Origin of the sequence: Parasutterella excrementihominis YIT 11859, assembly GCF_000205025.1 — a bacterium.
Lineage (GTDB): Bacteria > Pseudomonadota > Gammaproteobacteria > Burkholderiales > Burkholderiaceae_F > Parasutterella > Parasutterella excrementihominis.
Genome location: NZ_GL883719.1, coordinates 1 through 15,918 on the forward strand (window position 1 = coordinate 1; position 15,918 = coordinate 15,918).

Consider the following 15,918-nt stretch of genomic DNA (forward strand, 5'->3'; position numbering starts at 1 on the left):
GAGAATGCTCATGCCGAGCACACCAAAAAAGGCTGCCACTTGGACAGCCTTTCGAGAATTTGTGGTCGGGGCGGCGGGATTCGAACTCGCGACCCCTTGCACCCCATGCAAGTGCGCTACCAGGCTGCGCTACGCCCCGACTCAAGAACCGTGATATTACACGATTTTTTTTAATTGTGCAAAAACTCTTCGATTTTTTCTAAGTTATAGACGACAGAATCAAATTCTTCCCAATCGATTTCCGCCTGAGAAAAGGTCCCGGCTCCTTCAAAACCAGGGAAAGAAGTCTCCGGAAGCTGTGGTGCAGATGCACCGGCTTTTGCTTCTCTGTCTTCTTTATTCAAAATTTCTCTTGCCGCATCAATACGATAGCCGTCTCCGTAGAGAAGCTCCCGTATTCTGCGGGCAATCAAAATATCTTTTGCGCGGTAAGCACGCTGGCTTCCGCGCTTCATCGGTCTGAGCTGAGAAAATTCTTTTTCCCAAAACCTCAGGACATAATCTTTTACACCACAAAGTGCGCTCGCTTCCCGAATCGGAAAATACCTTTTCGAAGGTATCGGCGGCAATTCAGGAAGCTTTTTCTTTCTAGGCATCCGCTATCAAGCCTTTTGGCGGAGGTTGTAATCGATAAAGTCCGTCAGTTTCTTGGAAGGATGGAAGTAGACATCCAAACGGGTCGGAGCGTCAAACCATTCCTTGGCCTCCGGATCAAAGAACATTTTATAGGCTCTTCCGCAGATTTCAAACCTGCCGAGTGTCGTGAGTTTTACTTCCTCTCCGGTTGCCAAAACATCCGAAATGGTCTGGAAAAACTGAGTCACAAAAACTCGAGACATCTCGCGGCTGAAGCCGAGCTCTTCGAAGAGAACTTCTTCGAGCGTGCTGCGGTTCATTGTGTTCTTATCCCCAAGCAACTCTTTGACGAGTTCAAAATTGTCAGGACCAATGTTTGCCATGACTTCCCCTTAATCTCTCAAGACTGCACCCTCTTTAGCGAGGGCTTCTACCACAGCGGCGACGGCCTCATCAGCCTCTTCTTCAGAAAGCTGAGCATCCGGGCGCTGGAGCAACATGTTAAATGCAAGGCTCTTCTTCCCTACATTAGCACCATCCTGGGGTTTGTAAAGATCAAAGAGTTTGAAAGATGACAAACTCAGCAGGCGCGGATCCTTCTTCGCAGCCTTGCGAACGGCATCCATCAGCTTCTGAACCGGAACTGCATCGTCAATGAATACGGCGATGTCGCGGGACATCGGCTGGAACTTAGACAGACTGCGGTTGACCGGTACTCCGATATCAAGAAGCGCTTCTTCCTTGAGTTCAAAGACTATCGGAGAATGCGGCAGCTCATACTTATGAGCCAATTCCGGGTGAAGCTCACCGATAAATCCGATTTCTTCGCCGTCGAGATAAGCCGTGGCGGCGCGTCCCGGATGGAGTGCAGGATGGTTAGATTTTTCGAAGCGGAGATTGCGGCCCGGAAGCAACATCTCTACTGCGCCCTTTAAGTCGAAGAAGTCAAAGTTTCTGGCCTTCTCTCCCCACTGAGCGGGACGGGCAAAACCGTATACCAGTGCGGCAAGATGCAGCGGCTGATACACGCCTTCAACGGCGGAGTCGGAACCCTTAACGGAAGGATCACGCCTGAAGATGCGGCCCAATTCAAACAAAGCGGCTCTATCAGCCTTGCGATTGAGGTTGTACTTAAGGCGATCCACCAAACCTGAGATCAGCTGTGTTCTCATCACAGCCATTTGAGAAGCGATCGGATTCAAAACCTTGATCGGATCTTTCACTTCGGCAAAGTCTGCTTCAGCATCTTCACTGATGAAGGAATAGTTAATCAGTTCCTGGAAACCTAAACCAGCCATCTTCTTGCGAAGTTCATGACGGTCGAGTTTTGCTTCAGAACGTTCGAGCATAGCTACGCGAGCCAGCGGCGGAATTTCCGTCAGGTTCTGATAACCGTAAAGACGAGCAACTTCTTCGATCAGGTCTTCTTCAATCTCAATGTCAAAGCGATAGCTCGGCGCATCTACAACGAAGGTGTCTCCTTCTTTCTTGAAAGAGAAGCCTAAGCGAGTAAAGCACTCGGCCATTTTGTCGTCGGAGATATCAGCACCGATGACTTTTCTGCAGCGGTCAGCTCTCATGCGAACGGGTTCGCGAACGGGCAGCTCTTCGATTTCGTCGACAACCGGACCGACCTTGGTTTCAGAGGTACCGCAGATCTCGAGGATCAGGCGAGTGATGTATTCCATGTGATCCACATTGGACTGGAAATCCACACCGCGCTCAAAACGATAGGCAGCATCGGTCGAGAAGTTTAATTTTCTGCAGCGGCCCTGAATGGCTTTGGGCCACCAAAAGGCAGCTTCAATAAAGACATTCTTCGTCTCCAGCGAGACGGCGGCATGATCGCCGCCCATGATGCCGGCGATGGCTTCAATGCCGTTGTTGTCGCTGATCACTCCGAAATACGGATCGATATCGACGGTCTGACCGTTGAGCAGTTCGCCCTTCTCGCCTTCTTTACCCCAGCGAACAGTCAGCGGACCGTCAAGCTTATCGAGGTCAAAAATATGAGTCGGACGGCCGAGCTCGAGCATGACGTAATTGGAAATGTCCACCAACGCAGAAATCGAACGTTGTCCAGAACGTTCCAGGCGGTCCTTCATCCACTGAGGCGTCGGAGCCTTCGCATTTACGCCGCAGACCACACGGCCGGCGAACCGTCCGCAAAGATCCGGGGCCTCATTGCGTACTTCGTGAACGCGGTCGCAGGTGGCCGGAACCGGAGAGAAATCCGGGAGGGAAAGCTCGGCACCGGTCAGCGCTCTCAAATCGCGGCCGACACCGATCACGCTTAAAGCGTCACCGCGGTTCGGAGTTGCTTTGACTTCAATCTTCTTGTCATCTAGACGTTCGTAGACGCGAATGTCTTCTCCGACAGGCGCATCTTCCGGAAGAATCCACAAACCGGAATGATCTTCGCTGATACCTAACTCTCGGCTGGAGCAGAGCATACCGTTGCTCTCGACACCGCGGAGTTTGGCTTTTTTAATCTTGAAATCGCCGGGGAGAACGGCGCCGATGGTGGCGCAGGGTACCTTGACGCCAGCCTTAACGTTCGGAGCTCCGCAGACGATCTGTACGGGCTCGCCCTTGCCGATATCGACTGTACAAACATGCAGTTTGTCTGCATTCGGATGCTGATCACAGGTCAGTACCTGAGCAACGATCACACCGGTGAAAGCCGGCGCAATCGGTTCGGCGCCTTCAACTTCCAGACCGCCCATGGTCAGGGTTTCGCACAGCTCATCGCTGCTGAGGGCAGGATTGATGTAATGGCGCAGCCACTCTTCTGAAAATAACATTTTTATCCTTTCGCCGATTAGTTGAACTGTTTGAGGAAGCGGAGGTCGCCTTCGAAGAAAAGACGAAGGTCATCGATTCCGTAGCGGAGCATGGTCAGTCTTTCAAGACCGGAACCGAAAGCAAAACCGATGTAGCGTTCCGGATCTAAACCGAAGTTTCTGACGACATTCGGATGGACCTCGCCAGAGCCGCTGATTTCCAGCCATTTTCCTTTTCTAGGACCGCTGGTGAACATCATGTCCACTTCAGCGCTCGGCTCGGTGAACGGGAAGTAGCTCGGACGGAAGCGAACGATGAGGTCGTCCGTTTCAAAGAAGCGCTTCAGGAAGTCAACATAGACGCCCTTCAAGTCGGCAAAACTGATGTTTTCGTCGATCCAAAGACCTTCGACCTGGTGGAACATCGGGGAATGCGTTGCATCGGAGTCCACGCGATAGGTCCTTCCCGGAGCGATGACCTTGATAGGCGGCTTGTGCTGACGGGCATAACGAACCTGCATCGGAGAGGTATGCGGTCTTAAAGGAAGCTGTTTGCCGGTTTCATCCTTCATGTCCACGTAGAACGTGTCCTGCATAGAGCGGGCCGGATGATTAGGCGGATTATTTAAAGCTGTAAAGGTGTACCAGTCGTTTTCAACTTCAGGGCCGTCGGCAACATCAAAGCCAATCGTTTTAAAGATTTCTTCGACGCGCATCCAGGTTCTCATGACCGGATGAATACCGCCGTAGCCGAACGTACGTCCGGGGAGCGTGATATCGACCGATTCAGAGGTCAATTTACGGTTGAGTTCTTCGCGGGCCAAAGCTTCACGTCGATTATTGAGCAGCGTTTCGACTTCACGTTTAGCTTTATTGATTTCGGCTCCGCGAGCGCGTTTTTCTTCGATGGACAGTTTTGCCATCCCCTTCAGCAATGCTGTCAAAGAACCGTTTTTGCCGAGATAGACCGCTTTCGCGTCTTCAAGGGCTGCCGGCGTTGCGGCCTGATCAAAAGCCTCTTTGGCAGATTGAATGATTAGACTGAGATCTTCCATATTGGGTCAGTTGGATTTTTAGTAACCTGAAAAAACAAAAGCCTGGCATATCAAACCAGGCTTTTGTAGGTATTTTAGCAGTTTCAAAGCACTGAAAGTGGCTTGAAACCTGCGTGTCTGAAGCTAATTAAGCAAGGCTAGCCTTAGCTTTAGCAACAACAGCGGCGAAACCTTCTTTATCGAAGATAGCCATGTTGGACAGAACTTTACGGTCGAGTTCAATACCGGCTTTCTTGAGGCCGTTCATGAACTGGCTGTAGTTCATGCCGTTGGCACGAGCACCGGCGTTGATACGAGCAATCCACAGACGGCGGAATACGCGTTTCTTGTTGCGGCGATCGCGGTATGCGTACTGACCGGCACGCATAACTGCCTGCTTAGCGACACGATAAACATTATTGCGGCGAAGGGTAAAGCCCTTGGACAGCGCAAATACTTTCTTATGACGGGCACGAGCCGTTACACCACGTTTTACTCGGGGCATCTTATTCTCTCCTCTAAATTAAGCGTAAGGCATCATCGCGCGGATTTCTTTTTTATCCGACTCGCTGATGGTTAACATGCCGCGCAGGTGACGTTTGTTCTTCGTCGTGCGCTTGGTGAGAATATGACGCTTGGTAGCGTGTGCACGCTTGATGGAGCCGCCGGAGCGAACTTTAAAACGCTTACTCGCAGCTTTTTTGGTTTTCATCTTGGGCATTTTGCCTAAGTTCCTTTTATTAGATGATTGCAGGCGCCCTCAGACACTGAGGATCTTGTTCAGCCTGGTTTCACTTATTTTCTGCCCGAAAGCAGGGTCGTAATAATACTCCAAAACAAATCATTAATTTGTAAGAATACTATTTCTTTTTCTTAGGAGCCAGAACCATAATCATCTGGCGACCTTCAAGTTTAGGAAAGGATTCGACCTGAGCAATATCAGCCAAATCTTCTTTCACTTTATTCAGGAGATCTGTACCAAATTCCTGGTGGGCCATTTCACGGCCTCTGTAGCGCAGTGTGACCTTTGCTTTATTACCGTCGGCTAAAAAACGAGTCAAAGCACGAAGTTTCGTGTCGTAGTCGTTCTTATCCGTCTGCGGACGGAACTTCACTTCCTTGACCTGAATGACCTTCTGCTTGGCCTTCTGTTCCTGTGCCTTCTTCTGCTCCTGATAGCGGAATTTACCGTAATCCATCAGACGGCAGACCGGAGGACGAGCGTTCGGCGCGACCTCCACTAAGTCAACATCTGCCTCTTCGGCCATGGCTAAAGCCTGAGAGGTCCTGACGATACCGATCATCTCGCCGTCAAGACCCGTCAAGCGAACTTCAGGGACGCGGATCTCGCCATTGATCCGGTGTGTACGTTCTTGAGCTATTTTCGTCTCCAATTAGTTATTCAATTTCGTTCACGTTGCGGCGCGTTGCCACATCTTCCTGAACGAGCTTAATAAAGTCTTCCACGCTCATGGCGCCAAGATCCTTGCCGCCGCGAACTCGAACCGCGACTTTACCTTCTGCCTTTTCCTTAGCTCCGACAACGAGGATGTAAGGAAGCTTCTGCAGGCTAAGTTCGCGAATCTTATATGTAATTTTGCCGTTTCGCAAATCTGCTTCGGCACGAAGACCCGCCTTTTTGAGCATAGAAACCACTTCTTTGGCGTAATCGGCCTGGTCGTCGGTAATGTTGGCAACGGCGACCTGAACCGGAGCAAGCCACGGAGGAAGCTGACCGGCATAGTGTTCAAGCAGCATGCCGATGAAGCGTTCCAAGCTGCCGACGATTGCGCGGTGGAGCATCACCGGAGTGGCTCTGCCGTTGCTTTCGGTCACATATTCGGCACCGAGGCGAGCCGGCATCTGGAAGTCGACCTGGATCGTACCGCACTGCCAACCGCGGCCTAAGGAGTCGCGCAGATGGTATTCAATCTTCGGACCGTAGAAAGCGCCTTCACCCGGAAGAATATCGTACTTGATGCCCGAAGCATCCAATGCATCCATCAGAGCTTTTTCTGCTTTATCCCAAGTTGCGTCGTCACCGATACGTTTTTCCGGACGTGTTGCAATCTTGTAGGAAATATCGGTAAAGCCGTAGTCGGCGTAAACCTTCTGAACGAGCTTGGTGTAAGCGGTGCATTCGGAAAGAATCTGATCTTCTGTACAGAAGATGTGCCCATCGTCCTGAGTGAAACCGCGGACGCGCATCAAGCCGTGCAGAGAGCCGGACGGTTCATTTCTGTGGCAGGCACCGAATTCACCGTAGCGGATCGGCAGATCGCGGTAGGAGCGAACGGCGCTGTTGAAAATTTGAATGTGGCCCGGGCAGTTCATCGGTTTCAGAGCGTAGTAACGGTTTTCCGACTCTGTCGTGAACATGTTTTCTTTGTACTTAGACCAGTGACCGGATTTTTCCCAGAGAGAACGGTCTAACAGCTGAGGAGCCTTAACCTCCTGATAGTCGTTGTCCTGGTAAACACGGCGCATGTACTGTTCAACCTGCTGCCAGAGTGCCCAGCCACGAGCGTGCCAGAAGATAAGACCCGGAGCTTCTTCCTGGAAATGGAAGAGATCGAGTTCCTTGCCGAGGCGGCGATGATCGCGCTTTTCTGCTTCTTCCAGCATATGGAGGTAAGCAGCCATATCGTCTTTCTTGGCCCAGGCGGTACCGTAAATTCTCTGCAGCATTTCATTCTTGCTGTCGCCTCTCCAGTAGGCACCGGCAAGCTTCATTAGCTTGTGAACTTTCAGACGGCCTGTGCTCGGGACGTGAGGTCCGCGGCAAAGGTCGACGTAGTCGCCCTGACGGTACAGAGAAATAGTTTCACCTGCGGGAATAGAACCGATGATTTCGGCCTTGTAGTGTTCGCCGATGGAGTTGAAGTATTTGACGGCCTCGTCGCGGTCCATCTCTTCACGAACGATCGGAAGATCGCGTTTGACGATCTCGTCCATCTTCTTTTCGATGAGCGGCAGATCTTCGTTGGTCAGATGTTTCGGCAGAGAGAAGTCATAGTAGAAACCGTTTTCAATCACCGGCCCGATCGTGATCTGGGCTTCCGGATACAGTTCCTTGACTGCCTGAGCCATCAAGTGAGAGGTCGAATGACGAATGATCTCAAGGCCCTCAGGGTCTTTGTCAGTCACAATCGAAACCGTACTGTTTTCGGTAATCGGGTGAGACAGGTCCACGAGTTTGCCGTTAACTTTACCTGCCAAAGCAGCGCGAGCCAGGCCGGCGCCGATAGAGGCTGCAACGTCACCTACGGTAACCGGTGAATCGAATTCACGTTTGGAGCCGTCGGGCAGAGTTACTTCGATCATTAATCTTTCTCCAAAAATTCTTCAAATTATTCGATTGGTTCGAGCGCGGACGCAAAAAGGCCCAGCCGAACGTAAAAAGTAGATTTTACCGTCTAACCGGAGCCTAATGCTGAGTCGCGCCTTACTTTTTCAGCCTTTCAGAGGCTTAATACTTAGCTTTAAAACTTATTTCGTGGGTTTGTCCTTAAACGCTTTCCCGCTCAGGATGACGCCGAAAACCGACAGAACGGTAAGCCAAATACACTGACGGATAAACCAGTCGGTATTCACTGAGCCGATAACTTCGATCCAAAGGAGGAATTTAAGAATGATGTAGGTTGCCAAAATACCGATAAAGGCACCTATGACACAAGCCAACACCACCCCGAGAAAATTAGGAACTCTCTTCCGAAAAAAGAGGCCGGACAGAATTCCGATGCAAAACGACAGGATCAGCGTCAAAAATGAAATTAGCACTTTCGCTCCTTATGCGATTTTCTTAATATGAATGTTGCAAGGATACCTATTCCAAATCTTCAATTACTGCAAAAAGGTCCGAAAATGGAACACTTCTCTCCCAAGATTGTCGAAGCTGTAGAAACAGTCAAAACCAGCCCTTCCGTACAACGTGCTTTCGACTATGTGAAAGACCATCTCGAAGAAACGATTCGTGATCAGAAAGAACTCGTACTGATCGAAGCGCCGACCGGTCACGAAAAAGCCAAAGCTGAACGCTACCTTTCTATGCTTCGTGAGGCCGGTCTGGATGATATCTACATGGACGAGCACTTTAACGTCATCGGCAAGCTGCACGGAACCGGCAATACCGGCTGCAGTGTTTTACTCGAAGGCCATTTAGACACCGTATTTTCTTTCGGCGACGTCAAAGGGATTGAGACAGATGCCGAAGGACGTATCCACTGCCCCGGCATTTGCGACGACACCCGTGCTATCGCCGCCAACCTCGCTGTTCTGAGAGCTTTTAAAGCGGCAAATCTTCGACCCGTTCACGATATCTACTTCTGCGGTACGGTCTGCGAAGAAGGTCTCGGGGGCATGAAAGGCATGGCCTGGACACTTGACCAGCTCAAAGACAAAACCAATCTGCTGGCCACAATTTCCATTGACGGCGCGACGGCAGAAATTTTTTACGCCAACGCCACCGGCATGATCGACCTTGAGGTCACGATTGAAGGCCCGGGCGGTCACGCGTGGACAGCGTGCGAACGCGTCAGCGCCATCCATACCGCAGGCTTGGCCATCGCGGAAATCGCCAAGATCGTTCCGCCGAAAGATCCTAAGACAACTCTGACCGTCAGTTTGATCGAAGGCGGTCAGGCAATTCACGCCATCGCTCAGAAAGCAGTCTTCAAGATCAATGCTCGTTCAAATTCTCAGGCTGCACTGAATGAAATAGAAGAACAAATCTATCATGCCATCCGCCGCGGCGTTGAAATCGAACAAAAGAAAGAAGGCGGCGAAGGAGAACTCAGTCTTTCGATCGAAAAGACGCTGGACGTCCCCGCAGGATCTCAGCCGGATGATGCAGCGATCATTCAGCTTGCCAAACTGGCCACTCAAGCCGTCGGCAGAAATTACAAATTCCTGCCGGGCGGCTGCACCAATACCAACATGTCTATCGAGCGCGGCATCCCTGCCGTGACACTCGGACGCGGCGGCGAAGAATACGGCACTCATACGCTTAAGGAATGGTTCAATCCGAAAGGCGTCTATGCCTGCGAACAGAAGTCCATTCTGATGCTGTCCGTACTCGCCGGATTAGACGGTGTTATTGCACCTCTGGACAAAGCCTAAAGGAGCGCATGAAGTGTTTTCTATGATTTATTTGTGGCTGATCGGAGCCGTCGTATTAGCCGGCGCCGACATTCTTCTCGGCACGATCTACCTGCTCATTATTGCTGCAGCCGCATTGGCCGCCTTTATCTTTGCTTTGATCGGAGCGGGAATACTGTTTCAGCTGCTCGCGTTTGCCGTCTTTGCCATTGCCGGCTGCGTTTATCTGTCCTATCGGAAAAGGAAAAACTCCGTAAGCACGGATGCCGACCATTTGCAGCACATCAACGACGGACACTCCGTCGAAGTCAAGGAATGGAAAAAAAACGGCAAAGCTCGAGTTTTCTATCGCGGAACCGTCTGGGATGCCAAACCGGAAAAAGGTTCACCGATGGTTCCCGGCCTTTGGGAGATCGTCGGGATGAGCGGAAATACTTTAATTATCAAACTCAAACAGGAGAAATAATATGGAAGCAATCGGAGGGTTCGCCGTATTCATCATGGTGCTGGCAGTCTTTGCCGTCATCTTCATTGCCAAATCGGTTCGCGTCGTTCCACAGCAGGAAGCCTGGGTCGTCGAACGATTTGGAAAATTTCATACCGTGCTTCAGCCGGGTCTGAATTTCATCATTCCGATTATCGACCGCGTTGCCTATCGCCAGACGCTCAAAGAAATTCCAATGGATACATCGAGCCAAATCTGCATTACCAAAGACAACACTCAGCTGCAAGTGGACGGTGTCCTCTACTTCCAGGTCACCAATCCGGAACTTGCCAGCTACGGAACATCCGACTTCGTGATGGCCATTACACAACTTGCCCAGACTTCTCTCAGAAGCGTCATCGGCACGATGTCGCTCGATAAAACGTTCGAGGAACGCGAAGAGATCAACGCAAGAGTTGTTCAGGCGGTAGACGAAGCCGCTCAGACCTGGGGCGTGAAAGTCCTCCGTTATGAAATTAAGGATCTGACGCCGCCGAAAGAAATTCTGCGCGCGATGCAGCTGCAGATTACGGCAGAGCGCGAAAAACGCGCTGTCATTGCCACTTCGGAAGGCCAGAAGCAAAAAGAAATCAATATTGCAGAAGGCGAAAGAGCGGCCATGATCGCCCAATCCGAAGGCGAGAAACAAGCCGCGATTAACAAGGCGGAAGGTGAAGCCCGCGCGATTGAAGCCGTCGCCAAGGCTCAAGCTGAGGCCATTCGTGCCGTTGCACAGGCTATCAGCCAGCCGCAAGGCATGCAGGCCGTCAATCTGCAAGTCGCGGAAAAGTACGTGGAAGCTTTCGGAAAAATTGCTAAGGAAGGTAATACGCTGCTTCTTCCGGCCAATCTCGCCGACATGGGCTCGATGGTCGCTTCAGCGATGACGATCATCCGCGAGCAAAACGGTAAGCCGGCCGCCGCCCCGGCCATCCCCAAGGTCGAATAAGACGCCTATACGAAAATGCCCAGGAGCTTACGCTACCGGGCGAAATCTTGGTAGGCACAATTGGACTCGAACCAACGACCCCCACCATGTCAAGGTGATGCTCTAACCAGCTGAGCTATGTGCCTAAAATTGTCGTCTCTCAACTCGAGACAGCTTCTTCAAACCAAAACAAGAGGTTTTGGTAGGCACGATTGGACTCGAACCAACGACCCCCACCATGTCAAGGTGATGCTCTAACCAGCTGAGCTACGTGCCTGAAGAAGTCGAAACTATACAGTCATTTTTTTAGTTGTGCAAGTCGAACGCAAGGCTGTTGCAAACTCTTACGTTCTTCTTGCTGAAAACACGCCTTTAACTTCGCGAATAGCGGCCAAAGTACGGTTCAAATCGTCCTTGCCGTGAATTTCGATCGTGAATGTCATATGCACGTCGCCCTTGACGCGAACCGTCTGCATCGCAGAAATACTCTGTTTTTCTCGAGAAAGGATTTCAGAGATATCTTTAAGCAAGCCCATCCGGTCGGCTGCGATCACCAAAATCTGGACCGGGAAGACGGACGATTCATCCTGAGTCCAGGAGACTTCAATCAGACGATCTCTGCCCTCTTCGTCCAACGAACGAATGTTCGGGCAGTCGGCGCGGTGAACCGTTACGCCGCGTCCGCGTGTCACGAAACCGACGATCTCATCCGGGGGTACCGGATGGCAGCAACGAGCCAGTTGAGTCAGCAGTGAGTCGACGCCTACCACCAGAATCTTGCCTTTCTCGTGCTCGGAGGTTTTCTTAGGCGCTGCCGGTTCCAGCTTTTCCTCTTCCTGCGGGTTCTTCTGCGGACGAGGCGCTAAAACGTTTTCGATCGCTTTCTGACCAAGTTCGTCTTTTCCGGCAGCCAAACACAGGTCATCAACGGTGTTGAAACCTAAACGCTTAGCCAAATCTTCGAGCTTGACAGCGGTTTTACCCAAGCGCGCCAAGTCCTTGTCGATTTTTTCTCGGCCTGCCGTAAGTGCCTGCTCCATTTCCTGAGCATTGAACCACTGACGGACCTTCGTGCGGGATCTCGGAGAAGCCGTAAAGCCTAAGTCCGGGTTTAACCAGTCTCGGCTCGGAGCACCGACTTTGGCCGCAATAATCTCAACTGTTTGGCCGCTCTGAAGTTTGGTATTCAGTGGAACCATCACACCGTCAACTTTGGCGCCGCGGCAGCGGTGGCCGAGTTCGGTATGCAGAAGGTAGGCGAAATCGATCGGCGTACTGCCGGCAGGAAGATCAAGGACTTTGCCCTGCGGCGTCAGAACGTAGATATGTTCGTCTTTAGCGGCTTCCGGCGTCGGAGCAGCCTGAACGTCACTCTTCCAAGCCAGCATCTGGCGCAGCCAAGCCACACGATCTTCTTCGTGTTCTCCGGCCTTGCGTTTGGAGCCTTCTTTGTAACGCCAATGTGCGGCCACACCGAGTTCTGCGAACTCGTGCATCGCACGGGTTCGGATCTGGATCTCGAGCGGTTTTCCTCTGGAGCCCACAATCACGGTATGCAAAGACTGATAACCGTTGGGTTTCGGTTTTGCGATGTAATCGTCGAATTCTTTAGAGAGAACTTCGAAAGATTCCTGAATCAGCGAAAGCGTCTCATAACATTTTTCGACCGAATCCACGATGATGCGGATCGCTCGCACGTCGAAGAGCTGTTCGAACTTCAGGTTCTTCTTGCACATCTTCTTCCAGATGGAATAGATGTGTTTCGGACGTCCGGAAACCGAAGCCTGAATACCTCGAGAAGCCAGCAATGCCTGAATTCTGCGCACGGCTTCCTGAATAGAAGCAACACGTTCTTCACGGGTTTCTTCAAGGTTATTGGCAATCGTGTGGAAAACTTCAGGTTCGGTAAAGCGCAGAGACAGATCTTCGAGCTCCCATTTCATCTGCCAAATACCTAAGCGGTTGGCAAGCGGAGCGTAAAGCGCCAAAGTCTCGGCACCGTATTCTTTTGCACCCGGAGCTTTGGTTGCTGCGAAGTAACGCAGCGTCTGAAGACGCGAAGCCAAACGCAGCAGTACCACGCGAAGGTCGGTACACAGAGCAAGCAGCAGACGGCGTACGGCGTCAGGCTGCTGACTGATGCGAGCCTCTCCCTCACGGGAGCGGGCTTTTTCGCTCACGTCAATAACGACTTTAAGATTTGCGACGAGTTCGCAGACTTGTCTGCCGAAGTGCTTGGTCAGCCATTCCTTCGGATTTTTGAGCTGGTTCCAAACACAAAAAAGATAAGCTGCAGCCAGGAGGTCATCGTCATCGCGAATGCCGCGAAGGATATCCACGACGCCCTCGGCATGAGCCATTACGGACTCGCCTGTGAAAAGTTTCTGACCCTCGTAAAGAGGCTCAATGATACGACGGACATCAGCCAAATTAAGAGTCGGAGCAGATTCTTCCATTCTTTTACCACTAAACAAAAGAAGGCAGTCCTGATACAGAAACCACCTTCTACAAAAGGATGCGTAATTTTACCGAATCTGTCTGATTTGTCTAAATTTCGGCGCGTTAATCCACTACAACTGCGACTGTTGAAATCTGTACTTTCCAAGACGGATCGGGAAGTGCAGACTCGAGGACGGATCGGGCCGGGGGATTGGTTTTGCTCACCCATTCTTCCCAAGCCTGATTCATCTCGGAAAAGTAGCCCATATTCGACAAGTAGACAGTGCAGCGAAGAATATGTTCTTTGTCCGACCCGGCTTTGGCCAACAGGTCGTCAATGGTTTTGAGAACTTCTGCGGTCTGTACTTTCGGATCTCGGTTACGGGCTAAATCCACTTGTCCGGAGATATAGACCACTCCGTCGCAGACCACCGCTTCACTGAAGCGGCGTCCGGGCTCGATACGTTTAATCTCGGGCATATTGGTTTCCTTCTCTTAGTTCTTGAAGCTGTGAATCGGGGCCGGGATGCGTCCGCCGCGGTTGATGAAGCCAGCCGCCGAACCCTTTTGAACGGCCATAATATCGGCGCCGCCGAGCAGACCGCCGAATTCTGCACGTTCACCGACGGTCTTGCCGGGAACAGGAATCAAACGGACAGCCGTGGTCTTGGCATTGATCATACCGATGGCGCTTTCATCGGCAATGATGGCGGAGATTACGTCAGCCGGTGTGTCGCCCGGGATCGCGATCATATCGAGGCCGACAGAGCAAACGCAGGTCATGGCTTCGAGTTTTTCGAGTGTCAGGAGGCCTTTAGCGGCGGCATCGGCAATGGCCGCATCTTCACTCACGGGAATGAAGGCGCCGGAGAGTCCGCCGACGGAAGAGGAAGCAAAGACACCGCCCTTCTTCACGGCATCGTTCAGCATGGCGAGCACAGCAGTAGAGCCCGGGGCTCCGATAGAGGACAAACCGACGCTCTGGAAGATTTCACCGACAGAGTCGCCGACCTCAGGTGTCGGGGCCAGAGACAGGTCAGCCACACCGAAAGGCAGATTCATTTTTTCGGCAACTTCGGTGCCGATCAGCTGACCGACCTTCGTTACCTTAAAGGCAGTGGTCTTAATGATTTCAGCAATTTCTGTGATTGAGACCTGCTCGCCTCTTCTGCGAACGGCGCGGTCAATTGCTTTTTTCACAACGCCCGGACCGGAAACACCGACGCTGATCACGGCATCGGCTTCGCCGACGCCCAGATAACCGCCGGCCATGAAAGGCACATCTTCCGGGATATTGCAGAAGACAACCAGCTTGCAGCAGCCGAGACCGTCGCGATCAGCAGTTGCGGCAGCAACATCCAGCACTCTGTGGCCCATCAGCTTCACTGCATCCATATTGATGCCGGTGCGGGTGCGCCCGACGTTGATGGAAGAGCAAACGTGATTGGTTGTTGCCAAAGCTTCGGGCAGCGCGTCAATCAGGTTTCTTTCTCCCGGAGTAATGCCTTTTTCGACCAAGGCACCGAAGCCGCCTAAGAAGTCAACGCCGGCGTCGGTGGCGCAGTCATCTAAAAGTTTGCAGACTTTGACCATCTGATCGCGGCTGTATCCGGCACAGACGGTTCCGATCGGAGAGACCGTAATACGTTTATTAACAACGGGAATACCATAGCGGTCGCCGACTTCGTTGCAGATGGCAACGAGGTTCTTAGCATGGCGATTAATTTTGGAGCGGACGCGATAAGCGAAAGTTTCGAAGTTATCGCTTGCGCAATCGAATAAGTTCAAGCCCAGGGTCACGGTACGAACATCCAAATGTTCGCTTCTGAGCATATCCAGCGTGGAGATGACCTCGCGTTCTGTAAGCATTTGATTTATTCCTTTTTGAATTAAGCGATAGACACACGATGAACCGCTTCAAAAATTCTGCGGTGCTGCATGCTCATGGAAAGATGACGGTCGTGGGCGATATCGGAAAGTGTTCTGCTCAGAGCCTTTCTGTCCACTTCGGGAGGAACCGTGACTTCAAACACCAGAAGAACACGCGGCTGCGGCAGAGGGTTGCCGGCATCGTCCAGTTTTACTTCAATTGTTCTGAAACTGTCGATGTTGATGCGGCCTTCATAAAACACTCTGGTAAACGCCGTCAGAATATCCCTGCTGTCGGTACCGTCCACAGTCAGAACGAACGGTTCGCCTTGGGTAACGGTAGCTTCGCCCGGAACGTAATCGCGGACGAGGACGGACATATCGAAGCCTTTGCCCCTCAGTGCTTCTTTAATAATCTTTGCGACTTCGTCGTCGCCAACACTCTCCGGCTTATCCACGATCATGATGGCGGAGTATTCATTTCTCACCGTCGTTTGATCCATATCGATGATGGAACAGCCGAGTTTGTTTAGAGTATCGGAGGTTGTGTAAACAACACCGAAGCTGTCGGGACCGGTGACAGCCACTAAAATTCGCTTCACGTTAATTTCCTAAAAGAATGAGTTTTGCCGCAGACTCGGATGTCATTTCCGATCTTGGCAATTTATAAGGACGAATTCTCCCGACTCGGCGACCGTAATCGTCGAG

General features: G+C 51.6%; 16 protein-coding genes and 3 tRNA genes. 3 read left to right on the plus strand and 16 right to left on the minus strand.

What is annotated here, in order from left to right:
- Nucleotides 1–62: 62 nt before the first annotated feature.
- The 10 genes from HMPREF9439_RS07005 to HMPREF9439_RS07050 form a co-directional block, all read right to left on the minus strand.
- A tRNA-Pro gene (locus HMPREF9439_RS07005) sits at nt 63–139 on the minus strand.
- A gap of 31 nt (nt 140–170) precedes the next feature.
- Nucleotides 171–596 carry a MerR family transcriptional regulator gene (locus tag HMPREF9439_RS07010; protein WP_008811491.1) on the minus strand — a complete coding sequence of 142 codons (426 nt, stop codon included), beginning with the start codon at nt 594–596 and terminating at the stop codon, nt 171–173.
- A gap of 6 nt (nt 597–602) precedes the next feature.
- Nucleotides 603–959 (minus strand): HU family DNA-binding protein, encoded by a 357-nt coding sequence (locus HMPREF9439_RS07015; RefSeq protein ID WP_008811490.1) that lies wholly within the window; start codon nt 957–959, stop codon nt 603–605.
- Nucleotides 960–968: 9 nt separating this feature from the next.
- Nucleotides 969–3,380: a phenylalanine--tRNA ligase subunit beta gene (gene pheT / locus HMPREF9439_RS07020; RefSeq protein WP_008864326.1), complete on the minus strand. Its 2,412-nt coding sequence runs from the start codon at nt 3,378–3,380 to the stop codon at nt 969–971.
- Nucleotides 3,381–3,397: 17 nt separating this feature from the next.
- Complete coding sequence (pheS, locus tag HMPREF9439_RS07025) at nt 3,398–4,414, minus strand: phenylalanine--tRNA ligase subunit alpha (RefSeq protein WP_008811488.1); 1,017 nt, start codon at nt 4,412–4,414, stop codon at nt 3,398–3,400.
- 127 nt (nt 4,415–4,541) lie between these two features.
- A complete protein-coding gene (gene rplT, locus HMPREF9439_RS07030) occupies nt 4,542–4,898 on the minus strand; it encodes a 50S ribosomal protein L20 (protein ID WP_008811487.1) in 357 nt (118 codons plus the stop codon).
- A gap of 18 nt (nt 4,899–4,916) precedes the next feature.
- Complete coding sequence (gene rpmI, locus HMPREF9439_RS07035; RefSeq protein WP_008811486.1) at nt 4,917–5,114, minus strand: 50S ribosomal protein L35; 198 nt, start codon at nt 5,112–5,114, stop codon at nt 4,917–4,919.
- Nucleotides 5,115–5,253: 139 nt separating this feature from the next.
- Nucleotides 5,254–5,787 (minus strand): translation initiation factor IF-3, encoded by a 534-nt coding sequence (infC, locus tag HMPREF9439_RS07040; protein WP_008811485.1) that lies wholly within the window; start codon nt 5,785–5,787, stop codon nt 5,254–5,256.
- A 4-nt stretch (nt 5,788–5,791) separates the two neighbouring features.
- On the minus strand, nt 5,792–7,717 hold the full coding sequence (thrS, locus tag HMPREF9439_RS07045; RefSeq protein ID WP_008811484.1) for a threonine--tRNA ligase: 1,926 nt from the start codon (nt 7,715–7,717) through the stop codon (nt 5,792–5,794).
- Nucleotides 7,718–7,882: 165 nt separating this feature from the next.
- A complete protein-coding gene (locus HMPREF9439_RS07050) occupies nt 7,883–8,173 on the minus strand; it encodes a hypothetical protein (protein ID WP_008811483.1) in 291 nt (96 codons plus the stop codon).
- Between the two features lie 84 nt (nt 8,174–8,257).
- On the opposite strand from HMPREF9439_RS07050, the gene HMPREF9439_RS07055 reads away from it, so the two are divergent.
- From HMPREF9439_RS07055 to HMPREF9439_RS07065, 3 genes are read left to right on the plus strand one after another with little or no spacing between them, the layout of a single operon-like run.
- The gene (locus tag HMPREF9439_RS07055; RefSeq protein WP_240141142.1) at nt 8,258–9,511 is read left to right on the plus strand and encodes a M20/M25/M40 family metallo-hydrolase; all 1,254 of its coding nucleotides are present in this window, start codon (nt 8,258–8,260) and stop codon (nt 9,509–9,511) included.
- Between the two features lie 22 nt (nt 9,512–9,533).
- Nucleotides 9,534–9,956, plus strand: coding sequence for an NfeD family protein (locus tag HMPREF9439_RS07060; protein WP_008864327.1), 423 nt, complete (start codon nt 9,534–9,536; stop codon nt 9,954–9,956).
- Nucleotides 9,957–9,990: 34 nt separating this feature from the next.
- Nucleotides 9,991–10,923 carry an SPFH domain-containing protein gene (locus HMPREF9439_RS07065; protein WP_369975295.1) on the plus strand — a complete coding sequence of 311 codons (933 nt, stop codon included), beginning with the start codon at nt 9,991–9,993 and terminating at the stop codon, nt 10,921–10,923.
- 48 nt (nt 10,924–10,971) lie between these two features.
- Here the strand turns inward: HMPREF9439_RS07065 and HMPREF9439_RS07070 are convergent.
- The 6 genes from HMPREF9439_RS07070 to HMPREF9439_RS07095 all read right to left on the minus strand — a co-directional run bounded on the left by HMPREF9439_RS07070 (nt 10,972) and on the right by HMPREF9439_RS07095 (nt 15,812).
- Nucleotides 10,972–11,048, minus strand: a tRNA-Val gene (locus tag HMPREF9439_RS07070).
- Nucleotides 11,049–11,102: 54 nt separating this feature from the next.
- Nucleotides 11,103–11,179: transfer RNA gene (locus HMPREF9439_RS07075), tRNA-Val, on the minus strand.
- A 67-nt stretch (nt 11,180–11,246) separates the two neighbouring features.
- Nucleotides 11,247–13,358, minus strand: a complete 2,112-nt coding sequence (locus HMPREF9439_RS07080; protein WP_008811479.1) for a RelA/SpoT family protein — start codon at nt 13,356–13,358, stop codon at nt 11,247–11,249.
- A gap of 106 nt (nt 13,359–13,464) precedes the next feature.
- Nucleotides 13,465–13,821 carry a RidA family protein gene (locus tag HMPREF9439_RS07085; RefSeq protein ID WP_008811478.1) on the minus strand — a complete coding sequence of 119 codons (357 nt, stop codon included), beginning with the start codon at nt 13,819–13,821 and terminating at the stop codon, nt 13,465–13,467.
- A 15-nt stretch (nt 13,822–13,836) separates the two neighbouring features.
- A complete protein-coding gene (locus HMPREF9439_RS07090; RefSeq protein ID WP_008811477.1) occupies nt 13,837–15,210 on the minus strand; it encodes a PFL family protein in 1,374 nt (457 codons plus the stop codon).
- A gap of 20 nt (nt 15,211–15,230) precedes the next feature.
- The gene (locus tag HMPREF9439_RS07095; RefSeq protein WP_008864328.1) at nt 15,231–15,812 is read right to left on the minus strand and encodes an ACT domain-containing protein; all 582 of its coding nucleotides are present in this window, start codon (nt 15,810–15,812) and stop codon (nt 15,231–15,233) included.
- Nucleotides 15,813–15,918 lie beyond the last annotated feature (106 nt).

Coding starts and splice junctions, on each gene's coding strand:
- HMPREF9439_RS07055 (WP_240141142.1), top strand. CDS start 8,258: ATGGAACACTTCTCTCCCAAGATTGTCGAAGCTGTAGAAACAGTCAAA.
- HMPREF9439_RS07090 (WP_008811477.1), bottom strand. CDS start 15,210: ATGCTTACAGAACGCGAGGTCATCTCCACGCTGGATATGCTCAGAAGC.
- HMPREF9439_RS07080 (WP_008811479.1), bottom strand. CDS start 13,358: ATGGAAGAATCTGCTCCGACTCTTAATTTGGCTGATGTCCGTCGTATC.
- pheT (WP_008864326.1), bottom strand. CDS start 3,380: ATGTTATTTTCAGAAGAGTGGCTGCGCCATTACATCAATCCTGCCCTC.
- HMPREF9439_RS07060 (WP_008864327.1), top strand. CDS start 9,534: ATGATTTATTTGTGGCTGATCGGAGCCGTCGTATTAGCCGGCGCCGAC.
- HMPREF9439_RS07085 (WP_008811478.1), bottom strand. CDS start 13,821: ATGCCCGAGATTAAACGTATCGAGCCCGGACGCCGCTTCAGTGAAGCG.
- pheS (WP_008811488.1), bottom strand. CDS start 4,414: ATGGAAGATCTCAGTCTAATCATTCAATCTGCCAAAGAGGCTTTTGAT.
- HMPREF9439_RS07010 (WP_008811491.1), bottom strand. CDS start 596: ATGCCTAGAAAGAAAAAGCTTCCTGAATTGCCGCCGATACCTTCGAAA.
- thrS (WP_008811484.1), bottom strand. CDS start 7,717: ATGATCGAAGTAACTCTGCCCGACGGCTCCAAACGTGAATTCGATTCA.
- rpmI (WP_008811486.1), bottom strand. CDS start 5,114: ATGCCCAAGATGAAAACCAAAAAAGCTGCGAGTAAGCGTTTTAAAGTT.
- HMPREF9439_RS07015 (WP_008811490.1), bottom strand. CDS start 959: ATGGCAAACATTGGTCCTGACAATTTTGAACTCGTCAAAGAGTTGCTT.
- HMPREF9439_RS07065 (WP_369975295.1), top strand. CDS start 9,991: ATGGTGCTGGCAGTCTTTGCCGTCATCTTCATTGCCAAATCGGTTCGC.
- rplT (WP_008811487.1), bottom strand. CDS start 4,898: ATGCCCCGAGTAAAACGTGGTGTAACGGCTCGTGCCCGTCATAAGAAA.